This window comes from Enterobacter sp. Taxon_8, assembly GCF_058354585.1.
On record NZ_CM177989.1, the window covers coordinates 4,537,746 to 4,556,161 of the forward strand.

The 18,416-nt window shown below is 53.8% G+C and carries 18 protein-coding genes; 15 read left to right on the plus strand and 3 right to left on the minus strand.

Features of this window, described 5'->3' with window-relative positions:
- Positions 1–3: 3 nt before the first annotated feature.
- Together rbsD and kup are read right to left on the minus strand one after the other, a co-directional pair.
- On the minus strand, positions 4–423 hold the full coding sequence (gene rbsD, locus AC4IBF_RS21595; protein ID WP_003862392.1) for a D-ribose pyranase: 420 nt from the start codon (positions 421–423) through the stop codon (positions 4–6).
- Positions 424–639: 216 nt separating this feature from the next.
- Positions 640–2,508 (minus strand): low affinity potassium transporter Kup, encoded by a 1,869-nt coding sequence (gene kup / locus AC4IBF_RS21600; protein ID WP_023309781.1) that lies wholly within the window; start codon positions 2,506–2,508, stop codon positions 640–642.
- 222 nt (positions 2,509–2,730) lie between these two features.
- Between kup and ravA the strand changes: the two genes are divergently transcribed.
- Complete coding sequence (gene ravA / locus AC4IBF_RS21605; protein ID WP_491463086.1) at positions 2,731–4,227, plus strand: ATPase RavA; 1,497 nt, start codon at positions 2,731–2,733, stop codon at positions 4,225–4,227.
- On the plus strand, positions 4,221–5,672 hold the full coding sequence (gene viaA, locus AC4IBF_RS21610) for an ATPase RavA stimulator ViaA (protein WP_491463087.1): 1,452 nt from the start codon (positions 4,221–4,223) through the stop codon (positions 5,670–5,672). Before ravA ends, viaA begins: the two co-directional genes overlap by 7 nt.
- Here viaA and asnA read toward each other — a convergent pair whose 3' ends face one another.
- A complete protein-coding gene (asnA, locus tag AC4IBF_RS21615; protein WP_133295375.1) occupies positions 5,673–6,665 on the minus strand; it encodes an aspartate--ammonia ligase in 993 nt (330 codons plus the stop codon).
- 151 nt (positions 6,666–6,816) lie between these two features.
- On the opposite strand from asnA, the gene asnC reads away from it, so the two are divergent.
- The 13 genes from asnC to AC4IBF_RS21680 all read left to right on the plus strand — a co-directional run bounded on the left by asnC (position 6,817) and on the right by AC4IBF_RS21680 (position 18,310).
- The gene (asnC, locus tag AC4IBF_RS21620; RefSeq protein ID WP_008500198.1) at positions 6,817–7,275 is read left to right on the plus strand and encodes a transcriptional regulator AsnC; all 459 of its coding nucleotides are present in this window, start codon (positions 6,817–6,819) and stop codon (positions 7,273–7,275) included.
- 90 nt (positions 7,276–7,365) lie between these two features.
- Positions 7,366–7,815: an FMN-binding protein MioC gene (mioC, locus tag AC4IBF_RS21625; protein ID WP_008500197.1), complete on the plus strand. Its 450-nt coding sequence runs from the start codon at positions 7,366–7,368 to the stop codon at positions 7,813–7,815.
- 374 nt (positions 7,816–8,189) lie between these two features.
- Complete coding sequence (gene mnmG / locus AC4IBF_RS21630; RefSeq protein ID WP_491463088.1) at positions 8,190–10,079, plus strand: tRNA uridine-5-carboxymethylaminomethyl(34) synthesis enzyme MnmG; 1,890 nt, start codon at positions 8,190–8,192, stop codon at positions 10,077–10,079.
- A 107-nt stretch (positions 10,080–10,186) separates the two neighbouring features.
- The gene (gene rsmG / locus AC4IBF_RS21635) at positions 10,187–10,810 is read left to right on the plus strand and encodes a 16S rRNA (guanine(527)-N(7))-methyltransferase RsmG (protein ID WP_491463089.1); all 624 of its coding nucleotides are present in this window, start codon (positions 10,187–10,189) and stop codon (positions 10,808–10,810) included.
- A 616-nt stretch (positions 10,811–11,426) separates the two neighbouring features.
- The gene (gene atpI / locus AC4IBF_RS21640) at positions 11,427–11,807 is read left to right on the plus strand and encodes a F0F1 ATP synthase subunit I (protein WP_008500194.1); all 381 of its coding nucleotides are present in this window, start codon (positions 11,427–11,429) and stop codon (positions 11,805–11,807) included.
- An 8-nt stretch (positions 11,808–11,815) separates the two neighbouring features.
- Positions 11,816–12,631, plus strand: a complete 816-nt coding sequence (gene atpB, locus AC4IBF_RS21645; protein WP_008500193.1) for a F0F1 ATP synthase subunit A — start codon at positions 11,816–11,818, stop codon at positions 12,629–12,631.
- A gap of 49 nt (positions 12,632–12,680) precedes the next feature.
- Complete coding sequence (atpE, locus tag AC4IBF_RS21650; protein WP_000429386.1) at positions 12,681–12,920, plus strand: F0F1 ATP synthase subunit C; 240 nt, start codon at positions 12,681–12,683, stop codon at positions 12,918–12,920.
- Positions 12,921–12,968: 48 nt separating this feature from the next.
- Positions 12,969–13,439: a F0F1 ATP synthase subunit B gene (gene atpF, locus AC4IBF_RS21655; RefSeq protein WP_014072436.1), complete on the plus strand. Its 471-nt coding sequence runs from the start codon at positions 12,969–12,971 to the stop codon at positions 13,437–13,439.
- Between the two features lie 14 nt (positions 13,440–13,453).
- Positions 13,454–13,987, plus strand: a complete 534-nt coding sequence (gene atpH / locus AC4IBF_RS21660) for a F0F1 ATP synthase subunit delta (RefSeq protein WP_023309790.1) — start codon at positions 13,454–13,456, stop codon at positions 13,985–13,987.
- Between the two features lie 12 nt (positions 13,988–13,999).
- Positions 14,000–15,541: a F0F1 ATP synthase subunit alpha gene (gene atpA / locus AC4IBF_RS21665; RefSeq protein ID WP_006808751.1), complete on the plus strand. Its 1,542-nt coding sequence runs from the start codon at positions 14,000–14,002 to the stop codon at positions 15,539–15,541.
- 51 nt (positions 15,542–15,592) lie between these two features.
- The gene (atpG, locus tag AC4IBF_RS21670) at positions 15,593–16,456 is read left to right on the plus strand and encodes a F0F1 ATP synthase subunit gamma (protein WP_133295377.1); all 864 of its coding nucleotides are present in this window, start codon (positions 15,593–15,595) and stop codon (positions 16,454–16,456) included.
- A gap of 31 nt (positions 16,457–16,487) precedes the next feature.
- The gene (atpD, locus tag AC4IBF_RS21675) at positions 16,488–17,870 is read left to right on the plus strand and encodes a F0F1 ATP synthase subunit beta (protein WP_003862362.1); all 1,383 of its coding nucleotides are present in this window, start codon (positions 16,488–16,490) and stop codon (positions 17,868–17,870) included.
- A 20-nt stretch (positions 17,871–17,890) separates the two neighbouring features.
- The gene (locus AC4IBF_RS21680; RefSeq protein ID WP_003862360.1) at positions 17,891–18,310 is read left to right on the plus strand and encodes a F0F1 ATP synthase subunit epsilon; all 420 of its coding nucleotides are present in this window, start codon (positions 17,891–17,893) and stop codon (positions 18,308–18,310) included.
- Positions 18,311–18,416: the final 106 nt, after the last annotated feature.

Genomic DNA, 18,416 nt, shown 5'->3' on the forward strand with positions numbered 1-18,416 from the left:
GCCTCAGAAGGTGACGCCAGCACAGAGAATGATATTCGCATACGGGGAACACTCCCCGCTGCGAATTACCGCCTGACTGTCTGCGGTTTGTTGTTTGAACTGCTCGTGCGTTGTGTAACGAATTTCTATGGTGTTTCCCTGGTGTTGTTGCAGTTGCTCAATATGGCTGAGCAACGTTTCGTGGAGTTGCGGATTATGTTGTTTGATTTCCGCCGCGAGAATGGCTGCCTCAACCTGCATCTCCGCCGTCACGACTTCCAGTACCTGCATAAACGAAGGAACACCCTGCGTTAACGCCATATCAATACGGGTTGTGCTGCGCGGAACCGGTAAGCCTGCATCGCAAACCACCAGCGTATCGGTATGCCCAAGGCGGGAAATAACCGATGAGATTTCTGAGTTGAGTACCGTGCCTTTCTTCATTTTCTTGCTCCACTAGCGAAACGTTTCGCTAAAAGTAGTGTAGCGCCAGAAATGTTCAGAAAACCATCATGACGTAACAGATTTGTGATCGACGTCGAAACGTTTCGCTAAGTGAAATATTGATGGGAGAAATAGCCCGACGGCGCTTCGCTTGCAAGGGCCTACGGGTTTGGTAGGCCGGGTAAGCGCAGCGCCACCCGGCATTTTCGAAAGGACTTAAATCTCGACCTGCGTACCCAGCTCTATCACGCGGTTAGGCGGGATCTCAAACTGGTCAGGCGCGCGCAGGGCGTTACGCTGCAGGATCAGGTACAGTTTGCCGCGCAGGCGCAAATACCAAGGGCGCTTGCCGATGATAAGCGATTCGTGAGACATAAAGAACGACGTCTCCATCATCCGGCAGCTCAGCCCTTCAAGACCGCAGCGGTGGAACACCTCTTCCACATTTGGCGTCTCACGCCAGCCGTAGCTCGCCACCACGCGCCAGAATGTCGGGGAGAGCTGCTCGATTTGCACGCGACGCACGTTGTGAACGTAAGGCGCATCTTCAGTGCGCAGCGTCAGCAGGATCACGCGCTCGTGCAGCACTTTGTTGTGCTTGAGGTTATGCATCAGCGCGAAGGGAATGACGTTCAGGGCGCGAGACATGTACACCGCGGTGCCAGGCACGCGGACCGGCGGGGATTTCTCCAGAGAAGCGATCATCGCCTCAAGAGAGTTCCCGTGCTCGTGCATGCGGCGCAGCAGACGGAAACGCTCGCTTTTCCAGGTGGTCATGACGATGAACATCACCAGACCCAGCGTCAGCGGCAGCCAGCCGCCGGAGACAATCTTGTCGAGGTTTGCGGAGAACAGCGGCACGTCAATGCACAGGAAGCCCACCAGAATCATCGCCACGAGGAATTTATTCCAGTGCCAGTTTCGGTACGCCACCGTGGTGGAGAGAAGCGATGTCAGCACCATAGTACCGGTTACCGCAATACCGTACGCCGCCGCCAGGTTGCTGGAGTGCTCAAAGCTGACGATAACAATCACAACAGCGAAGTAGAGCAGCCAGTTAACGAACGGGATGTAGATCTGGCCCGACTCCATCTCAGAGGTATGAATGATGCGCATCGGTGAGAGATACCCCAGACGCACGGCCTGGCGCGTCAGAGAAAACACGCCGGAAATCACCGCCTGAGAGGCAATGACGGTCGCCAGCGTCGCCAGAATCAGCATCGGCACCAGCGCCCAGTCAGGCGCCAGCAGGAAGAACGGGTTCTTGATCGCTTCCGGATTTTTAAGTAACAGCGCGCCCTGGCCAAAGTAGTTCAGCACCAGCGACGGCAGTACCACAATAAACCAGGCCACGCGGATAGGCAGTTTCCCGAAGTGACCCATGTCAGCATATAGCGCTTCAACGCCGGTAATGGAGAGCACGACGGCACCCAGCGCCACGAAGGAAACCACTTTGTATTCAAGGAAGAAATGCACGGCCCAGTAAGGGTTTAGCGCATGCAGCACTTCCGGATTCGCGATAATGCTGCGCAAACCAAGCGCGGCCAGGATCAGGAACCAGGCCAGCATAATCGGCGCAAACAGTTTGCCCACCAGCCCGGTACCGTGCTTCTGGATCATAAACAGCAGCGTCAGGACAATAATGGCCAGAGGAACAACCCATGAATCGAGCTGCGGGGCAATAATTTCCAGCCCCTCTATCGCCGAGAGGACCGAAATCGCGGGCGTGATAACCACCTCTCCGTAGAAGAAGCTGCCGCCAATCAGGCCGATAATCACCAGAACGGAGGTCATTCTGGCTGAGGTGTTGCGCCCTGCAAGGGACATCAGGGTCAGGATCCCACCTTCACCTGCGTTATCAGCACGCATAACGAAGGAGAGATATTTAACGGAAACCACCAGGATCAGCAGCCAGAAGATGAGGGACAGGAAGCCAAATACGGCATCGCGCTCAACACCAAAGCCAAACTGGCCGGACAGACATTCACGAAGCGTATAAAGCGGGCTGGTGCCAATATCACCGTAGACAACCCCGATCGCCGCAAGCGTTATTGCGGGTAATGATTGCTTATTATCAGTGCTCATAGACTAGTCTTTTCGTTTAAATAACAAATGTGTTCCTGGTCCCTTGGCCCACAAAAAGCGCACAGTATGCACGATTCAATGCAAAATCGTACCCCTAAATGCAACCGCATTAATGTAGCGCAAAGAAAATTGCGCCGCACTTCAGTCTATTACCAGCCCTGACTGAAACGTCTATACTCGCTTCAATTGGCCGCCACGACGGCGAAAGGATGCAAAACTATTATGGCTCACTCACATTTATTAGCAGAAAGAATTTCCCGCCTCAGCAGCGCGCTGGAGAAAGGCCTTTTCGAGCGTAGCCACGCCATTCGCCTCTGTTTACTGGCGGCGTTGAGCGGCGAGAGCGTGTTTTTGCTGGGTCCGCCGGGCATCGCCAAAAGCCTGATTGCCCGCAGGCTTAAGTTTGCTTTTCAGAACGCCCGCGCGTTTGAATACCTGATGACCCGCTTTTCCACCCCGGAAGAGGTGTTTGGCCCCCTTTCCATTCAGGCGCTGAAAGATGAAGGGCGCTACGAACGTTTGACGGCGGGGTATCTGCCTGAGGCAGAAATTGTCTTTCTTGATGAGATCTGGAAAGCGGGACCGGCCATTCTGAACACCCTGCTCACGGCGATAAACGAACGTCGGTTCCGCAACGGCGCCAGTGAAGAAAAAATCCCAATGCGCCTGCTGGTGGCCGCCTCAAACGAACTGCCTGAAGCCGACAGCAGCCTGGAAGCGCTGTATGACCGTATGCTGATCCGCCTGTGGCTGGACAAAGTACAGGATAAATCCAACTTCCGCTCCATGCTGGTCAGCCAGCAGGACGAGAGCGAAAATCCGGTACCCGCTTCGCTGCAGGTGACGGATGAGGAGTACCACCAGTGGCAGCAGGATATTGGCAAAATCAAATTGCCGGACGCGGTATTCGAGCTGATCTATCTGCTGCGTCAGCAGCTTGATCACCTTCCCTCGGCGCCCTATGTCTCCGATCGCCGCTGGAAAAAAGCGATCCGTCTGCTGCAGGCTAGCGCCCTGTTTAGCGGCCGCGATGCCGTTGCCCCCATCGATCTGATCCTGCTGAAAGATTGCCTCTGGCACGACGCGGAAGGTATGAATCTGATGCAGCAGCAGCTTGACGTTTTGATGACCGGACACGCCTGGGGGCAGCAGGCGATGCTCAATCAACTGGGGGCGATTGCCCAGCGGCGCATCCAGCTTCAGCAGCAGCAAAGTGATAAAACCGCGCTGAAAGTGAATCGCCTGGGGGGGATGTTCGCACGCAAACCGCACTATGAATTACCCACCGAACTCACCAGCCCGACGCTGACCCTGCTGCTCCAGCAACCGCTTAAGCTGCATGATATGCAGGTGGTGCATGTGACGATTGAGCGCGAGGCGCTGGCACAGTGGCTGGATAAGGGCGGAGAGATCCGTGGAAAGCTCAACGGCATCGGTTTCGCGCAGCCGCTGAATATGGAAGTGGACAGCAGCCAGCATCTGGTAATCCGCGACGTCAGCCTGCAGGGATCGCGTCTGGCGCTGCCGGGCACCGCCTCGGACAGCGTACCGGAAGAGATTAAGCAGCAGCTGGAAGCGCTGGATACGGAATGGCACCAGCAGCACACCCGCTTTAGCGAGCAGCAAAAGTGCCTCTTTATTCATAGCGACTGGTTAGGTCGCATCGAAGCCAGCCTGCAGGACGTCAGCGCGCAGATCAAACAGGCACGTCAATGCTAACGCTGGATACGCTTAACGTCATGCTGGCGGTCAGTGAGGAAGGTCTGATCGAGGAGGTGGTTATTACCCTCCTGGCATCGCCGCAGCTGGCGGCCTTCTTTGAAAAATTTCCGAAGCTCAAAAAGGCGATGACGGACGATCTTCCGCGCTGGCGGGAAAATTTGCGTCAGCGGTTCAGGGAGACCGAAGTTCCGCCTGAGCTAACGGAAGAGGTGGCCTGTTATCAGCAGTGCCAGCGGCTCTCCACATCGCAGTTTATCGTTCAGCTTCCGCAAACCCTGACGCTGCTCGAAAAGGTCCACTCTCCGTTTGCCAGCCAGGCCCGGGCGCTGGTCACGGATAACGCCACGTTCACTCCCGCACTGCACACCCTCTTCTTACAGCGCTGGCGCCTCAGCCTGGTGGTGCAGGCCACGACGCTAAACCAGCAGCTGCTGGACGAAGAGCGCGAACAGCTGCTCAGTGAAGTTCAGGAGCGCATGACCTTAAGCGGCCAGCTTGAGCAGGTGCTGGTGGAGAATGAAAACGCCGCAGGGCGTCTCTGGGATATGAGCGCCGGTCAGCTCCGGCGCGGGGACTATCAGCTGATCGTCAAATACGGCGATTTTCTGGCGCAGCAGCCCGAGCTGATGAAGCTTGCAGAACAGCTGGGTCGCTCAAGGGAGGCAAAGTCGGTCCCAAAGAAAGATGCCCCCATGGAGACTTTCCGCACCCTGGTGCGCGAACCGGCTACCGTGCCGGAGCAGGTCGACGGGCTCCAGCAGAGTGATGACATTTTACGCCTGCTGCCCACGGAACTGAGTACGCTCGGCATGACCGAGCTGGAGTATGAGTTTTACCGTCGGCTGGTGGAAAAACAGCTCCTCACCTACCGGCTGCACGGCGAAGCCTGGCGCGAGAAGGTAAGCCAGCGTCCTGTGGTTCATCAGGATTTTGATGAACAGCCGCGCGGGCCATTCATCGTTTGCGTGGATACGTCCGGATCGATGGGTGGGTTTAACGAGCAGTGTGCGAAGGCGTTCTGTCTGGCACTGATGCGCGTGGCGCTCGCCGATCGCCGTCGCTGCTTCATCATGCTGTTCTCCAGCGAAGTCGTGGGCTATGAGCTGACGAACCAGCAGGGGATCGAGCAGGCAATCCGCTTCCTGAGCCAGCGTTTTCGCGGTGGAACCGATCTGGCAAGCTGTTTTCGCAGCATTGTGGAGCGTATGCAGGGCGGCGACTGGTACGACGCTGACGCAGTGGTGATTTCCGATTTTATTGCCCAGCGGCTGCCGGATGATGTGGTCAATAAGGTGAAGGAATTACAGCGGGTGCATCAACACCGTTTTCATGCGGTGGCGATGTCCGCCCATGGAAAACCCGGCATCATGCGCATCTTCGATCATATCTGGCGCTTTGATACCGGGCTGCGTAGTCGCCTGCTCAGACGCTGGCAGCGTTAATTACAGAAGAGAGCCAACGCTTTCACGTACCTGCTGCGGCCAGACGCCACACTGAACCTGACCGATATGAGGTAATTGCAGCAGCAGCATGGTCAGACGGGACTGGCCGATACCGCCGCCAATCGTCTGTGGCATTTCGCCGCGCAGCAGCGCCTGGTGCCACTCGAGTTTGAGACGGTCTTCATCACCGGTGACCGCCAGCTGGCGCTTCAGCGCGTCAGCATCCACGCGGATCCCCATAGAAGAGAGCTCGAATGCGTCTTCCAGTATCGGGTTCCAGACAAGAATATCGCCGTTCAGCCCGGCAAATTCGCCCTCACCCGCAGTACTCCAGTCATCATAATCAGGCGCACGAACGTCGTGGCGTTTGCCATCAGACAATTTGCCGCCGATACCGATCAGGAACACAGCACCTAATTCTTTGGCGATCGCACGCTCGCGGCCTTTGGCATCCAGATCCGGGAAACGGGTCAGCAGTTCCTGGCTGTGGACAAAGTGGATCGTATCCGGCAGGAACGTTGCCAGACCAAACTCTTTGCTCACTGCCGCTTCGGTTGCTTTGATCCCGGCGTAGATCGCCTCAACGGTGGATTTCAGCGTACCGATATGACGTTCACCATCACCCATTACGCGCTCCCAGTCCCACTGGTCAACGTAAACAGAATGAATCGGTGAAAGGCGATCTTCATCAGGGCGAAGGGCTTTCATGTGCGTGTAGAGCCCTTCGCCCGCGCTGAAGTCGTGTTGTCCCAGGGTCTGACGCTTCCACTTCGCCAGTGAATGAACCACTTCGAACTGGGCGTCTGGCAGTGTTTTCACTTTCACCTGTACCGCTTTTTCGCATCCAGAGAGGTTATCCTGCGTCCCGTCACCCACGCGGCTGAGGATCGGTGCCTGGACTTCAATCAGCCCAAGCTTCTCTTCCAGCTGGCGGGAAAAATGGGATTTTACGAAACTGATCTGGCGTTGTTTTGCGATGTAAGCGGTTTTCATTATTTATACTCCTGCGTCCTGTGGATATTGATTAAGCAACAGAAACGGCGCCTTATTCAATAACCCATCAACAAAAAGCCACCTTCATTTTTGATTCGATAAAATATAGCGCTAGAATAAAGTGATTCATTAATCTTCATAAGAAAAAGCTATGGAAAATTATCAGATCGACAATCTCGACCGCGGCATTCTGGAGGCCTTAATGGCTAATGCCCGCACCGCCTATGCCGAACTGGCAAAACAGTTTGGCGTCAGCCCGGGAACCATTCACGTTCGCGTAGAAAAGATGAAGCAGGCAGGGATCATTACCGGTGCGCGCATTGACGTCAGCCCAAAGCAGCTGGGTTACGACGTCTGCTGCTTCATCGGCATCATTCTTAAAAGCGCCAAAGACTACCCTTCTGCCCTGGCGAAACTGAACGCGCTGGATGAAGTCACCGAGGCGTACTACACCACCGGGCACTACAGCATCTTTATTAAAGTTATGTGCCGATCCATCGACGCGCTCCAGCAGGTACTTATCAACAAGATCCAAACAATAGATGAAATTCAGTCCACCGAGACCCTGATCTCCTTGCAAAACCCGATCATGCGTACCATCCGCCCGTGATCGGGCAAATTCATTCCCACATTTTCCACAGGTAGATCCCAGCTCGTTCACAGCGTACAATGGCCGTCTCTTTATCTGGGCGAGCGATCAATGGCGGACATTACCCTTATCAGCGGCAGCACCCTTGGTGGTGCGGAATACGTAGCGGAACATCTGGCTGAAAAGCTGGAAGAGGCGGGCTTTTCCACGGAAACCCTGCACGGCCCGTTGCTTGAAGATCTCCCGACTGACGGGGTCTGGCTGCTGATCACCTCCACGCACGGCGCGGGGGATCTGCCGGATAATCTGCAACCTTTATATGACGAACTGCTGGAACAGCAGCCCGACCTGTCAAACGTCCGTTTTGGCGCAGTGGGGATCGGCAGTCGTGAATATGACACCTTTTGCGGGGCAATAGAGAAAGTCGAAGCCGCTGTGACCTCCTGCGGAGCAAAACAGCTGGGTGAAACGCTCAAGATCAACATCCTCGATCATGACATTCCGGAGGATCCAGCCGAGATCTGGCTCGCGGAATGGAAAAATTTACTCAAAAACGATTAAAGATCGCGCGAACAGATGTGGATAACTCTGGTTAAAAGCTCGTATTAACCCGTAGTTATCCAAATAACAACCGTAGCGCAGTTTTTGGCCTGTGTATAAAGTCGCGATCTGATCCCAGCTTATACGGTCCAGGATCACCGATCATTCACAGCAAACGATCCTTTCTAACTGCATGATCTTCTTTATGAGATCGGACTTATCCACACAGGTTCGCGATCCTAATAAGAGATCACAATAGAACAGATCTCTAAATAAAAAGATCTTCTTTTTAATAGCCCAGGATCCCAATGCTTTCTCGAAAGACTAAAGTTGAGTAGAATCCACGGCCCGGGCTTCAATCCATTTTCATACCGCTTTACGCGAGGCAGACCACCATGTTTTATCAGGATCCTTTTGACGTCATCATCATTGGCGGGGGTCACGCAGGCACTGAGGCCGCAATGGCCGCAGCGCGAATGGGTCAGCAGACCCTGCTTTTGACACACAATATCGACACGCTGGGACAAATGTCCTGTAATCCGGCGATTGGCGGCATTGGGAAAGGACACCTGGTAAAAGAAGTGGATGCACTTGGCGGCCTGATGGCGAAAGCGATCGATCGGGCCGGCATCCAGTTTAGGATACTAAACGCGAGTAAAGGTCCCGCTGTACGTGCGACCCGTGCCCAGGCAGACCGCGTGCTTTACCGTCAGGCGGTGCGTACCGCCCTGGAGAATCAGCCGAACCTGATGATCTTCCAGCAGGCGGTTGAAGATCTAATCGTTGAGAACGATCGCGTCGTGGGTGCCGTGACCCAGATGGGCCTCAAATTCCGCGCCAAAGCCGTGGTGCTGACCGTGGGTACATTCCTTGACGGTAAAATTCATATTGGTCTCGATAACTACAGCGGTGGCCGTGCCGGCGATCCGCCTTCTATTCCACTGTCTCGCCGTCTGCGTGAACTGCCGCTGCGCGTCAGCCGCCTGAAAACCGGTACGCCGCCGCGTATTGATGCGCGCACCATTGATTTCAGCGTGCTGGCGCAACAGCACGGTGATAACCCAATGCCGGTCTTCTCGTTCATGGGCAATGCGGCACAGCATCCGCAGCAGGTGCCGTGCTATATCACGCATACCAACGAGAAAACCCACGATGTGATCCGCAATAACCTCGATCGCAGCCCGATGTACGCCGGCGTGATCGAAGGGATCGGTCCGCGCTACTGCCCGTCGATCGAGGACAAAGTGATGCGCTTCGCCGATCGTAACCAGCACCAGATCTTCCTGGAGCCGGAAGGGCTGACCTCGAACGAAATTTACCCGAACGGCATCTCCACCAGCCTGCCGTTTGACGTGCAGATGCAAATTGTTCGCTCAATGCAGGGCATGGAGAACGCAAAAATCGTTCGCCCTGGCTACGCTATTGAGTACGATTTCTTCGATCCGCGTGACCTGAAGCCAACCCTGGAGAGCAAATTCATCCACGGTCTGTTCTTTGCGGGTCAGATTAACGGCACCACCGGCTACGAAGAAGCGGCTGCGCAGGGCCTGCTTGCCGGTCTGAACGCCGCGCGTTTCTCTGCTGAGAAAGAGGGCTGGGCACCCGGCCGTTCTCAGGCGTATCTGGGCGTGCTGGTTGACGATCTCTGCACGCTGGGTACCAAAGAACCGTACCGTATGTTTACCTCTCGCGCGGAATATCGCCTGATGCTGCGTGAAGATAACGCCGACCTGCGTTTGACCGAAATCGGCCGCGAGCTGGGTCTGGTCGATGACGAACGCTGGGCGCGCTTTAACGAGAAGCTGGAGCGCATTGAACAGGAACGTCAGCGCCTGAAAACCACCTGGGTGAATCCGCAGGCGGAAACCGCTGCCGAAGTAAACGCTCACTTAACCGCGCCGCTGTCGCGCGAGGCCAGCGGTGAAGATTTGTTGCGCCGTCCTGAAGTCACCTACGAGAACCTGGTCAAACTGACCGCGTTCGCGCCGGGCCTGCAAGATGCTGAAGCGGCAGAGCAGGTTGAGATCCAGGTTAAGTACGAAGGTTACATCGCGCGTCAGCAGAATGAGATCGAAAAACAGCAGCGTAACGAAAACACGCTGCTGCCGGAAATGCTGGACTACCGCCAGGTGACTGGCCTTTCCAACGAAGTGATCGCCAAGCTGAACGATCACAAACCGGTCTCGGTCGGCCAGGCCTCACGTATCTCCGGCGTCACGCCTGCAGCGATTTCCATTCTGCTGGTGTGGCTGAAAAAGCAGGGCATGCTGCGCCGTAGCGCGTAAGGCCCGGAATATTGCCCGGTGGCGCAGCGCTTACCGGGCCTACTGAACCCGTAGGGCGGGTAAGCCAAGCGCCACCCGCCACCTAAGTTTTCCAACAGGTATTCACCGTGCTCAACAAACTCTCTCGTCTGCTGGATCAGGCAGGTATTTCGCTCACCGATCACCAGAAAAATCAGCTGGTGGCCTATGTCGATATGCTGAACAAATGGAATAAAGCGTACAACCTGACGTCTGTTCGCGACCCCAACGAGATGCTCGTTCGCCACATTCTCGACAGCATCGTGGTTGCCCCTTATCTGAAAGGTGAGCGTTTTATCGACGTGGGGACGGGCCCTGGTCTGCCGGGCATTCCGCTGTCGATTGTTCGCCCTGAGAGCCATTTAACGCTTCTGGACAGTCTTGGCAAGCGTGTGCGCTTTTTACGTCAGGTACAGCATGAGCTGAAGCTTGAAAATATTACGCCCGTGCAGAGCAGGGTAGAGGCGTTCCCGGCAGAGCCGCCGTTTGACGGGGTTATCAGCCGCGCATTTGCGTCGCTCAATGATATGGTGAGCTGGTGCAAGCACTTACCTGCTGAGAATGGCCGCTTTTATGCGCTAAAAGGGCAGTTGCCAGGCGATGAGATTGAACAGCTTCCGGACGGTTTTGCTGTTGAATCCATCGAGAAATTAAACATTCCTCAGCTCGATGGCGAACGTCATCTGGTGATAATTAAGCCAAACAATTTTTAAAAAATTAATAAAAAATGTGGAATTTGTGCTGTTCTTCGCATGTTAAAAAACAGCACAACTACAGGGGATTTACTGGTGAGCTCTTAACCTCGTTTTCACTAAGGTTTTTCTTCTGGTTAACCTAGCGACTATTCTTCCCCTGGAAGATAGTCATCTGTGAAAATATAAGTCTGCTAAAAGTGGAAAGCAGTAACCAGAACGCAATGTTAATTATTTATTAAGAATGTCAATAAAACGTTTTTATTGTGTACCGGGCTGTTTTGAAAATAGTTGCGATATTTTGCTTTTAATTTCATAAAGATAAATTTCTGCGATTTGCGCCTTTGATAAATACAACCTTATCGCAAATGTGTGTTTTGTGATCTCGTGCACGCTTTATCGACAACGTTTTCGCGCTGTTTGCAGTTTTGGTCGAAGGTTGGTGCTTTGCTCGAAAGTTAAAAAATAGCGGTGGGGAAAAATATTTAAACATTTATTCACCTTTTCGCTACTTAATGTTTGAAATCACGGGTGCGCACCGTATAATTTGACCGCTTTTTGATGCTTGACTCTGAGCCTTAAAGGACGTTTTATACGACACGCGGCATACCTCGAAGGGAGCAGGAGTAAAAACGTGATGTCTGTGTCGCTCTTGAGTAGAAACGTTGCTCGTAAGCTTCTGTTCATTCAGTTTCTGGCTGTGATAGCAAGTGGACTGCTGTTTAGCCTCAAAGACCCCTTCTGGGGCATCTCCGCCGTGTGCGGGGGTTTGGCGGTTGTGCTGCCAAACGTGTTGTTTATGATTTTTGCCTGGCGTCATCAGGCGCATACACCCGCCAAAGGCCGCGTGGCCTGGTCCTTCGCTCTCGGCGAAGTGTGTAAGGTGTTGCTGACCTTTGCTCTACTGGTGATGGCGCTGGCGGTTTTGAAAGTGGTCTTCATGCCGCTGATAGCAACGTGGGTTTTGGTGCTGGTGGTACAAGTTCTGGCTCCAGCTGTAATCAATAACAAAGGGTAAAAGGCATCATGGCTTCAGAAAATATGACGCCGCAGGATTACATAGGTCACCATCTGAATAACCTTCAGTTGGACCTGCGTACATTCTCGCTGGTGGATCCACATAACCCCCCGGCCACCTTCTGGACGATCAACATCGACTCCATGTTCTTCTCGGTGGTTTTGGGTCTTCTGTTCCTGGCCATGTTCCGCGGTGTTGCTAAACGAGCGACCAGCGGTGTACCAGGGAAATTCCAGACCTTCATCGAAATGATCATCGGCTTCGTCCATGGCAGCGTCAAAGACATGTACCATGGCAAGAGCAAGCTGATTGCTCCGCTGGCCCTGACCGTGTTCGTTTGGGTCTTCCTGATGAACCTGATGGACCTGCTGCCAATCGATCTGCTGCCGTTTATCGGTGAGCACATCTTCGGCCTGCCAGCGCTGCGTGTTGTACCGTCTGCGGACGTGAACATCACCCTGTCGATGGCGCTGGGCGTATTTATCCTGATTCTTTTCTACAGCATCAAAATGAAAGGCGTAAGCGGCTTTGTGAAAGAGCTTACCTTGCAGCCGTTCAACCACTGGGCGTTTATTCCGGTCAACCTGATCCTGGAAGGCGTTAGCCTGCTGTCCAAACCTGTCTCACTGGGTCTGCGACTGTTCGGCAACATGTATGCGGGTGAGCTGATTTTCATTCTGATCGCGGGTCTTCTGCCGTGGTGGTCACAGTGGGTTCTGAATGTGCCGTGGGCCATTTTCCACATCCTGATCATTACGCTGCAAGCCTTTATCTTCATGGTTCTGACGATCGTCTATCTGTCGATGGCGTCTGAAGAGCACTGATTTTTTACCAACACTACTACGTTTTAATTGAAACAAACTGGAGACTGTCATGGAAAACCTGAATATGGATCTGCTGTACATGGCTGCCGCTGTGATGATGGGTCTGGCGGCTATCGGTGCTGCGATCGGTATCGGCATCCTCGGGGGCAAATTCCTGGAAGGCGCAGCGCGTCAACCTGATCTGATTCCTCTGCTGCGTACTCAGTTCTTTATCGTTATGGGTCTGGTGGATGCTATCCCAATGATCGCTGTAGGTCTGGGTCTGTACGTGATGTTTGCTGTCGCGTAGTAGTAGTTTTAAAACCCTAAGCCACAGATATTAAAGAGGTATTGTGCTGTGAACATGAACGCAACAATCCTCGGCCAGGCCATCGCGTTTATTCTCTTTGTCTGGTTCTGCATGAAGTATGTATGGCCGCCTTTAATGGCTGCCATCGAAAAACGTCAGAAAGAAATTGCTGACGGTCTGGCTTCTGCAGAACGCGCTAAGAAAGATTTGGACCTTGCACAGGCCAACGCGACAGACCAGCTGAAAAAAGCGAAAGCGGAAGCTCAGGTTATCATCGAACAGGCTAACAAACGCCGTTCGCAGATCCTGGACGAAGCCAAAGCTGAAGCAGAACAGGAACGTACTAAGATCGTGACACAGGCTCAGGCAGAAATTGATGCTGAGCGTAAACGTGCTCGTGAAGAACTGCGTAAGCAGGTTGCGATTCTGGCTGTTGCTGGCGCCGAGAAGATCATCGAACGTTCCGTGGATGAAGCTGCTAACAGCGACATCGTGGACAAACTTGTCGCTGAACTGTAAGGAGGGAGGGGCTGATGTCTGAATTTGTTACGGTAGCTCGCCCCTACGCCAAAGCAGCTTTTGACTTTGCTGTCGAACACCAAAATGTCGATCGCTGGCAGGATATGCTGGCGTTTGCCGCTGAGGTGACGAAAAACGAACAAATGGCTGAGTTGCTTTCCGGTGCGTTAGCACCTGAAACTCTCGCCGCGTCGTTTATCGCCGTGTGCGGAGAGCAACTGGATGCCAACGGCCAGAACCTGATTAAGGTGATGGCAGAAAATGGTCGTCTCCGTGTGCTCCCGGATGTTCTCGAGCAGTTTGAGCACTTACGTGCCCTTAGTGAAGCAACCGCTGAAGTCGAAGTGACTTCTGCGACTGAACTGAGTAATGAACAGCTTGCGAAAATCACCGCCGCGATGGAAAAACGTCTGTCACGCAAAGTTAAGCTGAATTGCAAAATCGATAAGTCTGTAATGGCAGGCGTAATCATCCGTTCGGGTGATATGGTCATTGATGGCAGCGTACGCGGCCGTCTTGAACGCCTTGCAGACGTCTTGCAGTCTTAAGGGGACTGGAGCATGCAACTGAATTCCACCGAAATCAGCGAACTGATCAAGCAGCGCATTGCTCAGTTCAGTGTTGTGAGTGAAGCTCACAACGAAGGTACTATTGTTTCTGTAAGTGACGGTGTTATCCGTATCCACGGCCTGGCCGATTGTATGCAGGGTGAGATGATTTCCCTGCCGGGTAACCGTTACGCTATCGCACTGAACCTGGAGCGCGACTCCGTAGGTGCAGTTGTGATGGGTCCATACGCTGACCTCGCCGAAGGCATGAAGGTTAAGTGTACTGGCCGTATTCTGGAAGTACCGGTTGGCCGTGGCCTGCTGGGTCGCGTTGTTAACACCCTGGGTGCGCCAATCGACGGTAAAGGTCCGGTTGAGCACGATGGCTTCTCTCCAATCGAAGTTATCGCACCAGGCGTTATCGACCGTCAGTCCGTAGATCAGCCTGTTCAGACAGGTTATAAGTCCGTTGATGCCATGATCCCAATCGGTCGTGGTCAGCGTGAACTGATCATCGGTGACCGTCAGACCGGTAAAACCGCGATGGCTATCGACGCCATCATCAACCAGCGTGACTCCGGCATCAAATGCGTGTACGTGGCCATCGGCCAGAAAGCGTCCACCATTTCTAACGTGGTTCGTAAACTGGAAGAGCACGGCGCACTGTCTAACACCATCGTTGTGGTAGCGACCGCGTCTGAATCTGCTGCACTGCAATACCTGGCGCCATACGCCGGTTGCGCAATGGGCGAATACTTCCGTGACCGCGGTGAAGATGCGCTGATCGTATACGATGACCTGTCTAAACAGGCTGTTGCTTATCGTCAGGTTTCCCTGCTGCTCCGTCGTCCACCTGGACGTGAAGCGTTCCCTGGCGACGTATTCTACCTCCACTCTCGTCTGCTGGAGCGTGCTTCCCGCGTTAACGCGGAATACGTCGAGAACTTCACCAAAGGTGAAGTGAAGGGTAAAACGGGCTCTCTGACCGCTCTGCCGATCATTGAAACCCAGGCGGGTGACGTTTCTGCGTTCGTTCCGACCAACGTAATCTCTATTACCGATGGTCAGATCTTCCTGGAAACCAACCTGTTTAACTCCGGTATTCGTCCGGCAGTTAACCCGGGTATCTCCGTATCCCGTGTTGGTGGTGCTGCTCAGACCAAGATCATCAAGAAACTGTCCGGTGGTATCCGTACCGCGCTGGCACAGTATCGTGAACTGGCTGCGTTCTCTCAGTTCGCATCCGATCTGGACGAAGCAACCCGTAAACAGCTGAGCCACGGTCAGAAAGTGACCGAGCTGCTGAAGCAAAAACAGTACGCACCAATGTCTGTTGCTCAGCAGGGCCTGGTACTGTTCGCGGCTGAACGCGGTTACCTCGAAGATGTGGAACTGGCGAAAATCGGTAGCTTCGAAGCCGCTCTGCTGGCTTACGTCGACCGTGATCACGCTCCGCTGATGCAAGAGATCAACCAGACCGGTGGCTATAACGACGAAATCGAAGGCAAGCTGAAAGCTATCCTCGATTCCTTCAAAGCAACCCAATCCTGGTAATCGTCCGGCGGCTTGTCTCAGGACAAGCCGCCTGGCATTGAGGAGAAGCTCATGGCCGGCGCAAAAGAGATACGTAGTAAGATCGCAAGCGTCCAGAACACGCAAAAGATCACTAAAGCGATGGAGATGGTCGCCGCTTCCAAAATGCGTAAATCGCAGGATCGCATGGCGGCCAGCCGTCCTTATGCAGAAACCATGCGCAAAGTGATTGGTCACCTTGCAAACGGTAATCTGGAATATAAGCACCCTTACCTGGAAGAACGCGAAGTTAAGCGCGTGGGCTACCTGGTGGTGTCGACCGACCGTGGTCTGTGTGGCGGCTTGAACATTAACCTGTTCAAAAAACTGCTGGCGGATATGAAAGCATGGTCTGAAAAAGGCGTTCAGTGCGATATCGCAATGATCGGCTCTAAAGGCGTCTCTTTCTTTAACTCCGTTGGTGGCAACATTGTCGCTCAGGTGACAGGTATGGGTGATAACCCGTCCCTGTCCGAACTGATCGGCCCGGTTAAAGTGATGTTGCAGGCTTATGATGAAGGCCGTCTGGACAGACTGTACGTTGTCAGCAACAAATTCATTAACACCATGTCTCAGGTTCCAACGCTCACTCAGATGCTGCCGTTACCGGCATCAGAAGATGGCGAGCTGAAGCAAAAAACCTGGGATTACCTGTATGAACCCGATCCGAAACCGCTGCTGGATACCCTGCTGCGTCGTTACGTTGAATCTCAGGTTTATCAGGGCGTTGTAGAAAACCTGGCCAGCGAGCAGGCCGCACGAATGGTGGCGATGAAAGCCGCGACCGATAATGGCGGCAGCCTGATTAAAGAGCTGCAGTTGGTTTACAACAAAGCTCGTCAGGCCAGCATTACTCAGGAACTCACCGAGATCGTCTCGGGGGCCGCCGCGGTTTAACCAGGTTTACGAATTACGTAGAGGATTCAAGATGGCTACTGGAAAGATTGTCCAGGTAATCGGCGCCGTGGTGGACGTCGAGTTCCCTCAGGACGCCGTACCACGCGTGTACGACGCGCTTGAGGTACAGAATGGTAACGAGAGCCTGGTGCTGGAAGTTCAGCAGCAGCTCGGCGGCGGTATCGTGCGTACCATCGCGATGGGTTCTTCCGACGGTCTGCGTCGTGGTCTGGAAGTAAAAGACCTTGAGCACCCGATCGAAGTCCCGGTAGGTAAAGCAACACTGGGTCGTATCATGAACGTATTGGGTCAGCCAATCGACATGAAAGGCGACATCGGTGAAGAAGAGCGTTGGGCTATCCACCGCGCGGCACCTTCCTACGAAGAGCTGTCCAGCTCTCAGGAACTGCTGGAAACCGGTATCAAAGTTATCGACCTGATGTGTCCATTTGCGAAGGGCGGTAAAGTTGGTCTGTTCGGTGGTGCGGGTGTAGGTAAAACCGTAAACATGATGGAGCTGATCCGTAACATCGCGATCGAGCACTCCGGTTACTCTGTGTTTGCGGGTGTAGGTGAACGTACTCGTGAGGGTAACGACTTCTACCACGAAATGACCGACTCCAACGTTCTGGACAAAGTATCCCTGGTTTACGGCCAGATGAACGAGCCACCTGGAAACCGTCTGCGCGTTGCGCTGACCGGCCTGACGATGGCTGAGAAGTTCCGTGACGAAGGCCGTGACGTTCTGTTGTTCGTTGATAACATCTATCGTTACACCCTGGCCGGTACGGAAGTATCTGCACTGCTGGGTCGTATGCCTTCAGCGGTAGGCTACCAGCCTACGCTGGCGGAAGAGATGGGTGTTCTTCAGGAACGTATCACCTCTACCAAAACCGGTTCGATCACCTCCGTTCAGGCGGTATACGTACCTGCGGATGACTTGACTGACCCATCTCCAGCAACCACCTTTGCGCACTTAGATGCAACCGTGGTACTGAGCCGTCAGATCGCGTCTCTGGGTATCTACCCGGCCGTTGACCCGCTGGACTCCACCAGCCGTCAGCTGGATCCACTGGTTGTTGGTCAGGAGCACTACGACACCGCGCGTGGCGTACAGTCTCTGCTGCAGCGTTACCAGGAACTGAAAGACATCATCGCCATCCTGGGTATGGATGAACTGTCTGAAGAAGACAAACTGGTGGTAGCACGTGCGCGTAAGATCCAGCGCTTCCTGTCCCAGCCGTTCTTCGTTGCGGAAGTATTCACCGGTTCTCCAGGTAAATACGTTTCCCTGAAAGATACCATCCGTGGCTTTAAAGGCATCATGGAAGGCGAATACGATCACCTGCCAGAGCAGGCGTTCTACATGGTTGGTTCCATCGAAGAAGCTGTGGAAAAAGCCAAAAAACTTTAACGCCTTAATCGGAGGGTGATATGGCAATGACTTACCACCTGGACGTCGTCAGCGCAGAGCAACAAATGTTCTCTGGTCTGGTCGAGAAAATCCAGGTAACGGGTAGTGAAGGTGAACTGGGTATTTTCCCGGGTCACGCACCGCTGCTCACCGCCATTAAGCCTGGTATGATCCGCATCGTTAAACAGTTCGGTCACGAAGAGTTTATCTATCTGTCCGGCGGCATTCTTGAAGTGCAGCCTGGCAGTGTGACCGTTCTGGCCGATACCGCTATTCGTGGCCAGGATCTCGACGAAGCGCGAGCCCTGGAGTCGAAGCGTAAGGCTGAAGAGCACATTAACAGCTCTCATGGTGACGTGGATTACGCTCAGGCGTCTGCGGAGCTGGCCAAAGCGATCGCGAAACTGCGCGTTATCGAGTTGACCAAAAAAGCGATGTAACACCGGCTTGAAAAGCACAAAAGCCAGTCTGGATACCAGGCTGGCTTTTTTTTTCGGCCTTAATTCATGATGAAAAAGATGTAGAATTTTAAGCATCAAACGTTTT

What these genes read in the sequence shown, in the direction of transcription:
- rbsD (WP_003862392.1), bottom strand. Translation starts at nt 423, where the DNA reads ATGAAGAAAGGCACGGTACTCAACTCAGAAATCTCATCGGTTATTTCC.
- kup (WP_023309781.1), bottom strand. Translation starts at nt 2,508, where the DNA reads ATGAGCACTGATAATAAGCAATCATTACCCGCAATAACGCTTGCGGCG.
- ravA (WP_491463086.1), top strand. Translation starts at nt 2,731, where the DNA reads ATGGCTCACTCACATTTATTAGCAGAAAGAATTTCCCGCCTCAGCAGC.
- viaA (WP_491463087.1), top strand. Translation starts at nt 4,221, where the DNA reads ATGCTAACGCTGGATACGCTTAACGTCATGCTGGCGGTCAGTGAGGAA.
- asnA (WP_133295375.1), bottom strand. Translation starts at nt 6,665, where the DNA reads ATGAAAACCGCTTACATCGCAAAACAACGCCAGATCAGTTTCGTAAAA.
- asnC (WP_008500198.1), top strand. Translation starts at nt 6,817, where the DNA reads ATGGAAAATTATCAGATCGACAATCTCGACCGCGGCATTCTGGAGGCC.
- mioC (WP_008500197.1), top strand. Translation starts at nt 7,366, where the DNA reads ATGGCGGACATTACCCTTATCAGCGGCAGCACCCTTGGTGGTGCGGAA.
- mnmG (WP_491463088.1), top strand. Translation starts at nt 8,190, where the DNA reads ATGTTTTATCAGGATCCTTTTGACGTCATCATCATTGGCGGGGGTCAC.
- atpI (WP_008500194.1), top strand. Translation starts at nt 11,427, where the DNA reads ATGTCTGTGTCGCTCTTGAGTAGAAACGTTGCTCGTAAGCTTCTGTTC.
- atpB (WP_008500193.1), top strand. Translation starts at nt 11,816, where the DNA reads ATGGCTTCAGAAAATATGACGCCGCAGGATTACATAGGTCACCATCTG.
- atpE (WP_000429386.1), top strand. Translation starts at nt 12,681, where the DNA reads ATGGAAAACCTGAATATGGATCTGCTGTACATGGCTGCCGCTGTGATG.
- atpH (WP_023309790.1), top strand. Translation starts at nt 13,454, where the DNA reads ATGTCTGAATTTGTTACGGTAGCTCGCCCCTACGCCAAAGCAGCTTTT.
- atpA (WP_006808751.1), top strand. Translation starts at nt 14,000, where the DNA reads ATGCAACTGAATTCCACCGAAATCAGCGAACTGATCAAGCAGCGCATT.
- atpG (WP_133295377.1), top strand. Translation starts at nt 15,593, where the DNA reads ATGGCCGGCGCAAAAGAGATACGTAGTAAGATCGCAAGCGTCCAGAAC.
- atpD (WP_003862362.1), top strand. Translation starts at nt 16,488, where the DNA reads ATGGCTACTGGAAAGATTGTCCAGGTAATCGGCGCCGTGGTGGACGTC.
- AC4IBF_RS21680 (WP_003862360.1), top strand. Translation starts at nt 17,891, where the DNA reads ATGGCAATGACTTACCACCTGGACGTCGTCAGCGCAGAGCAACAAATG.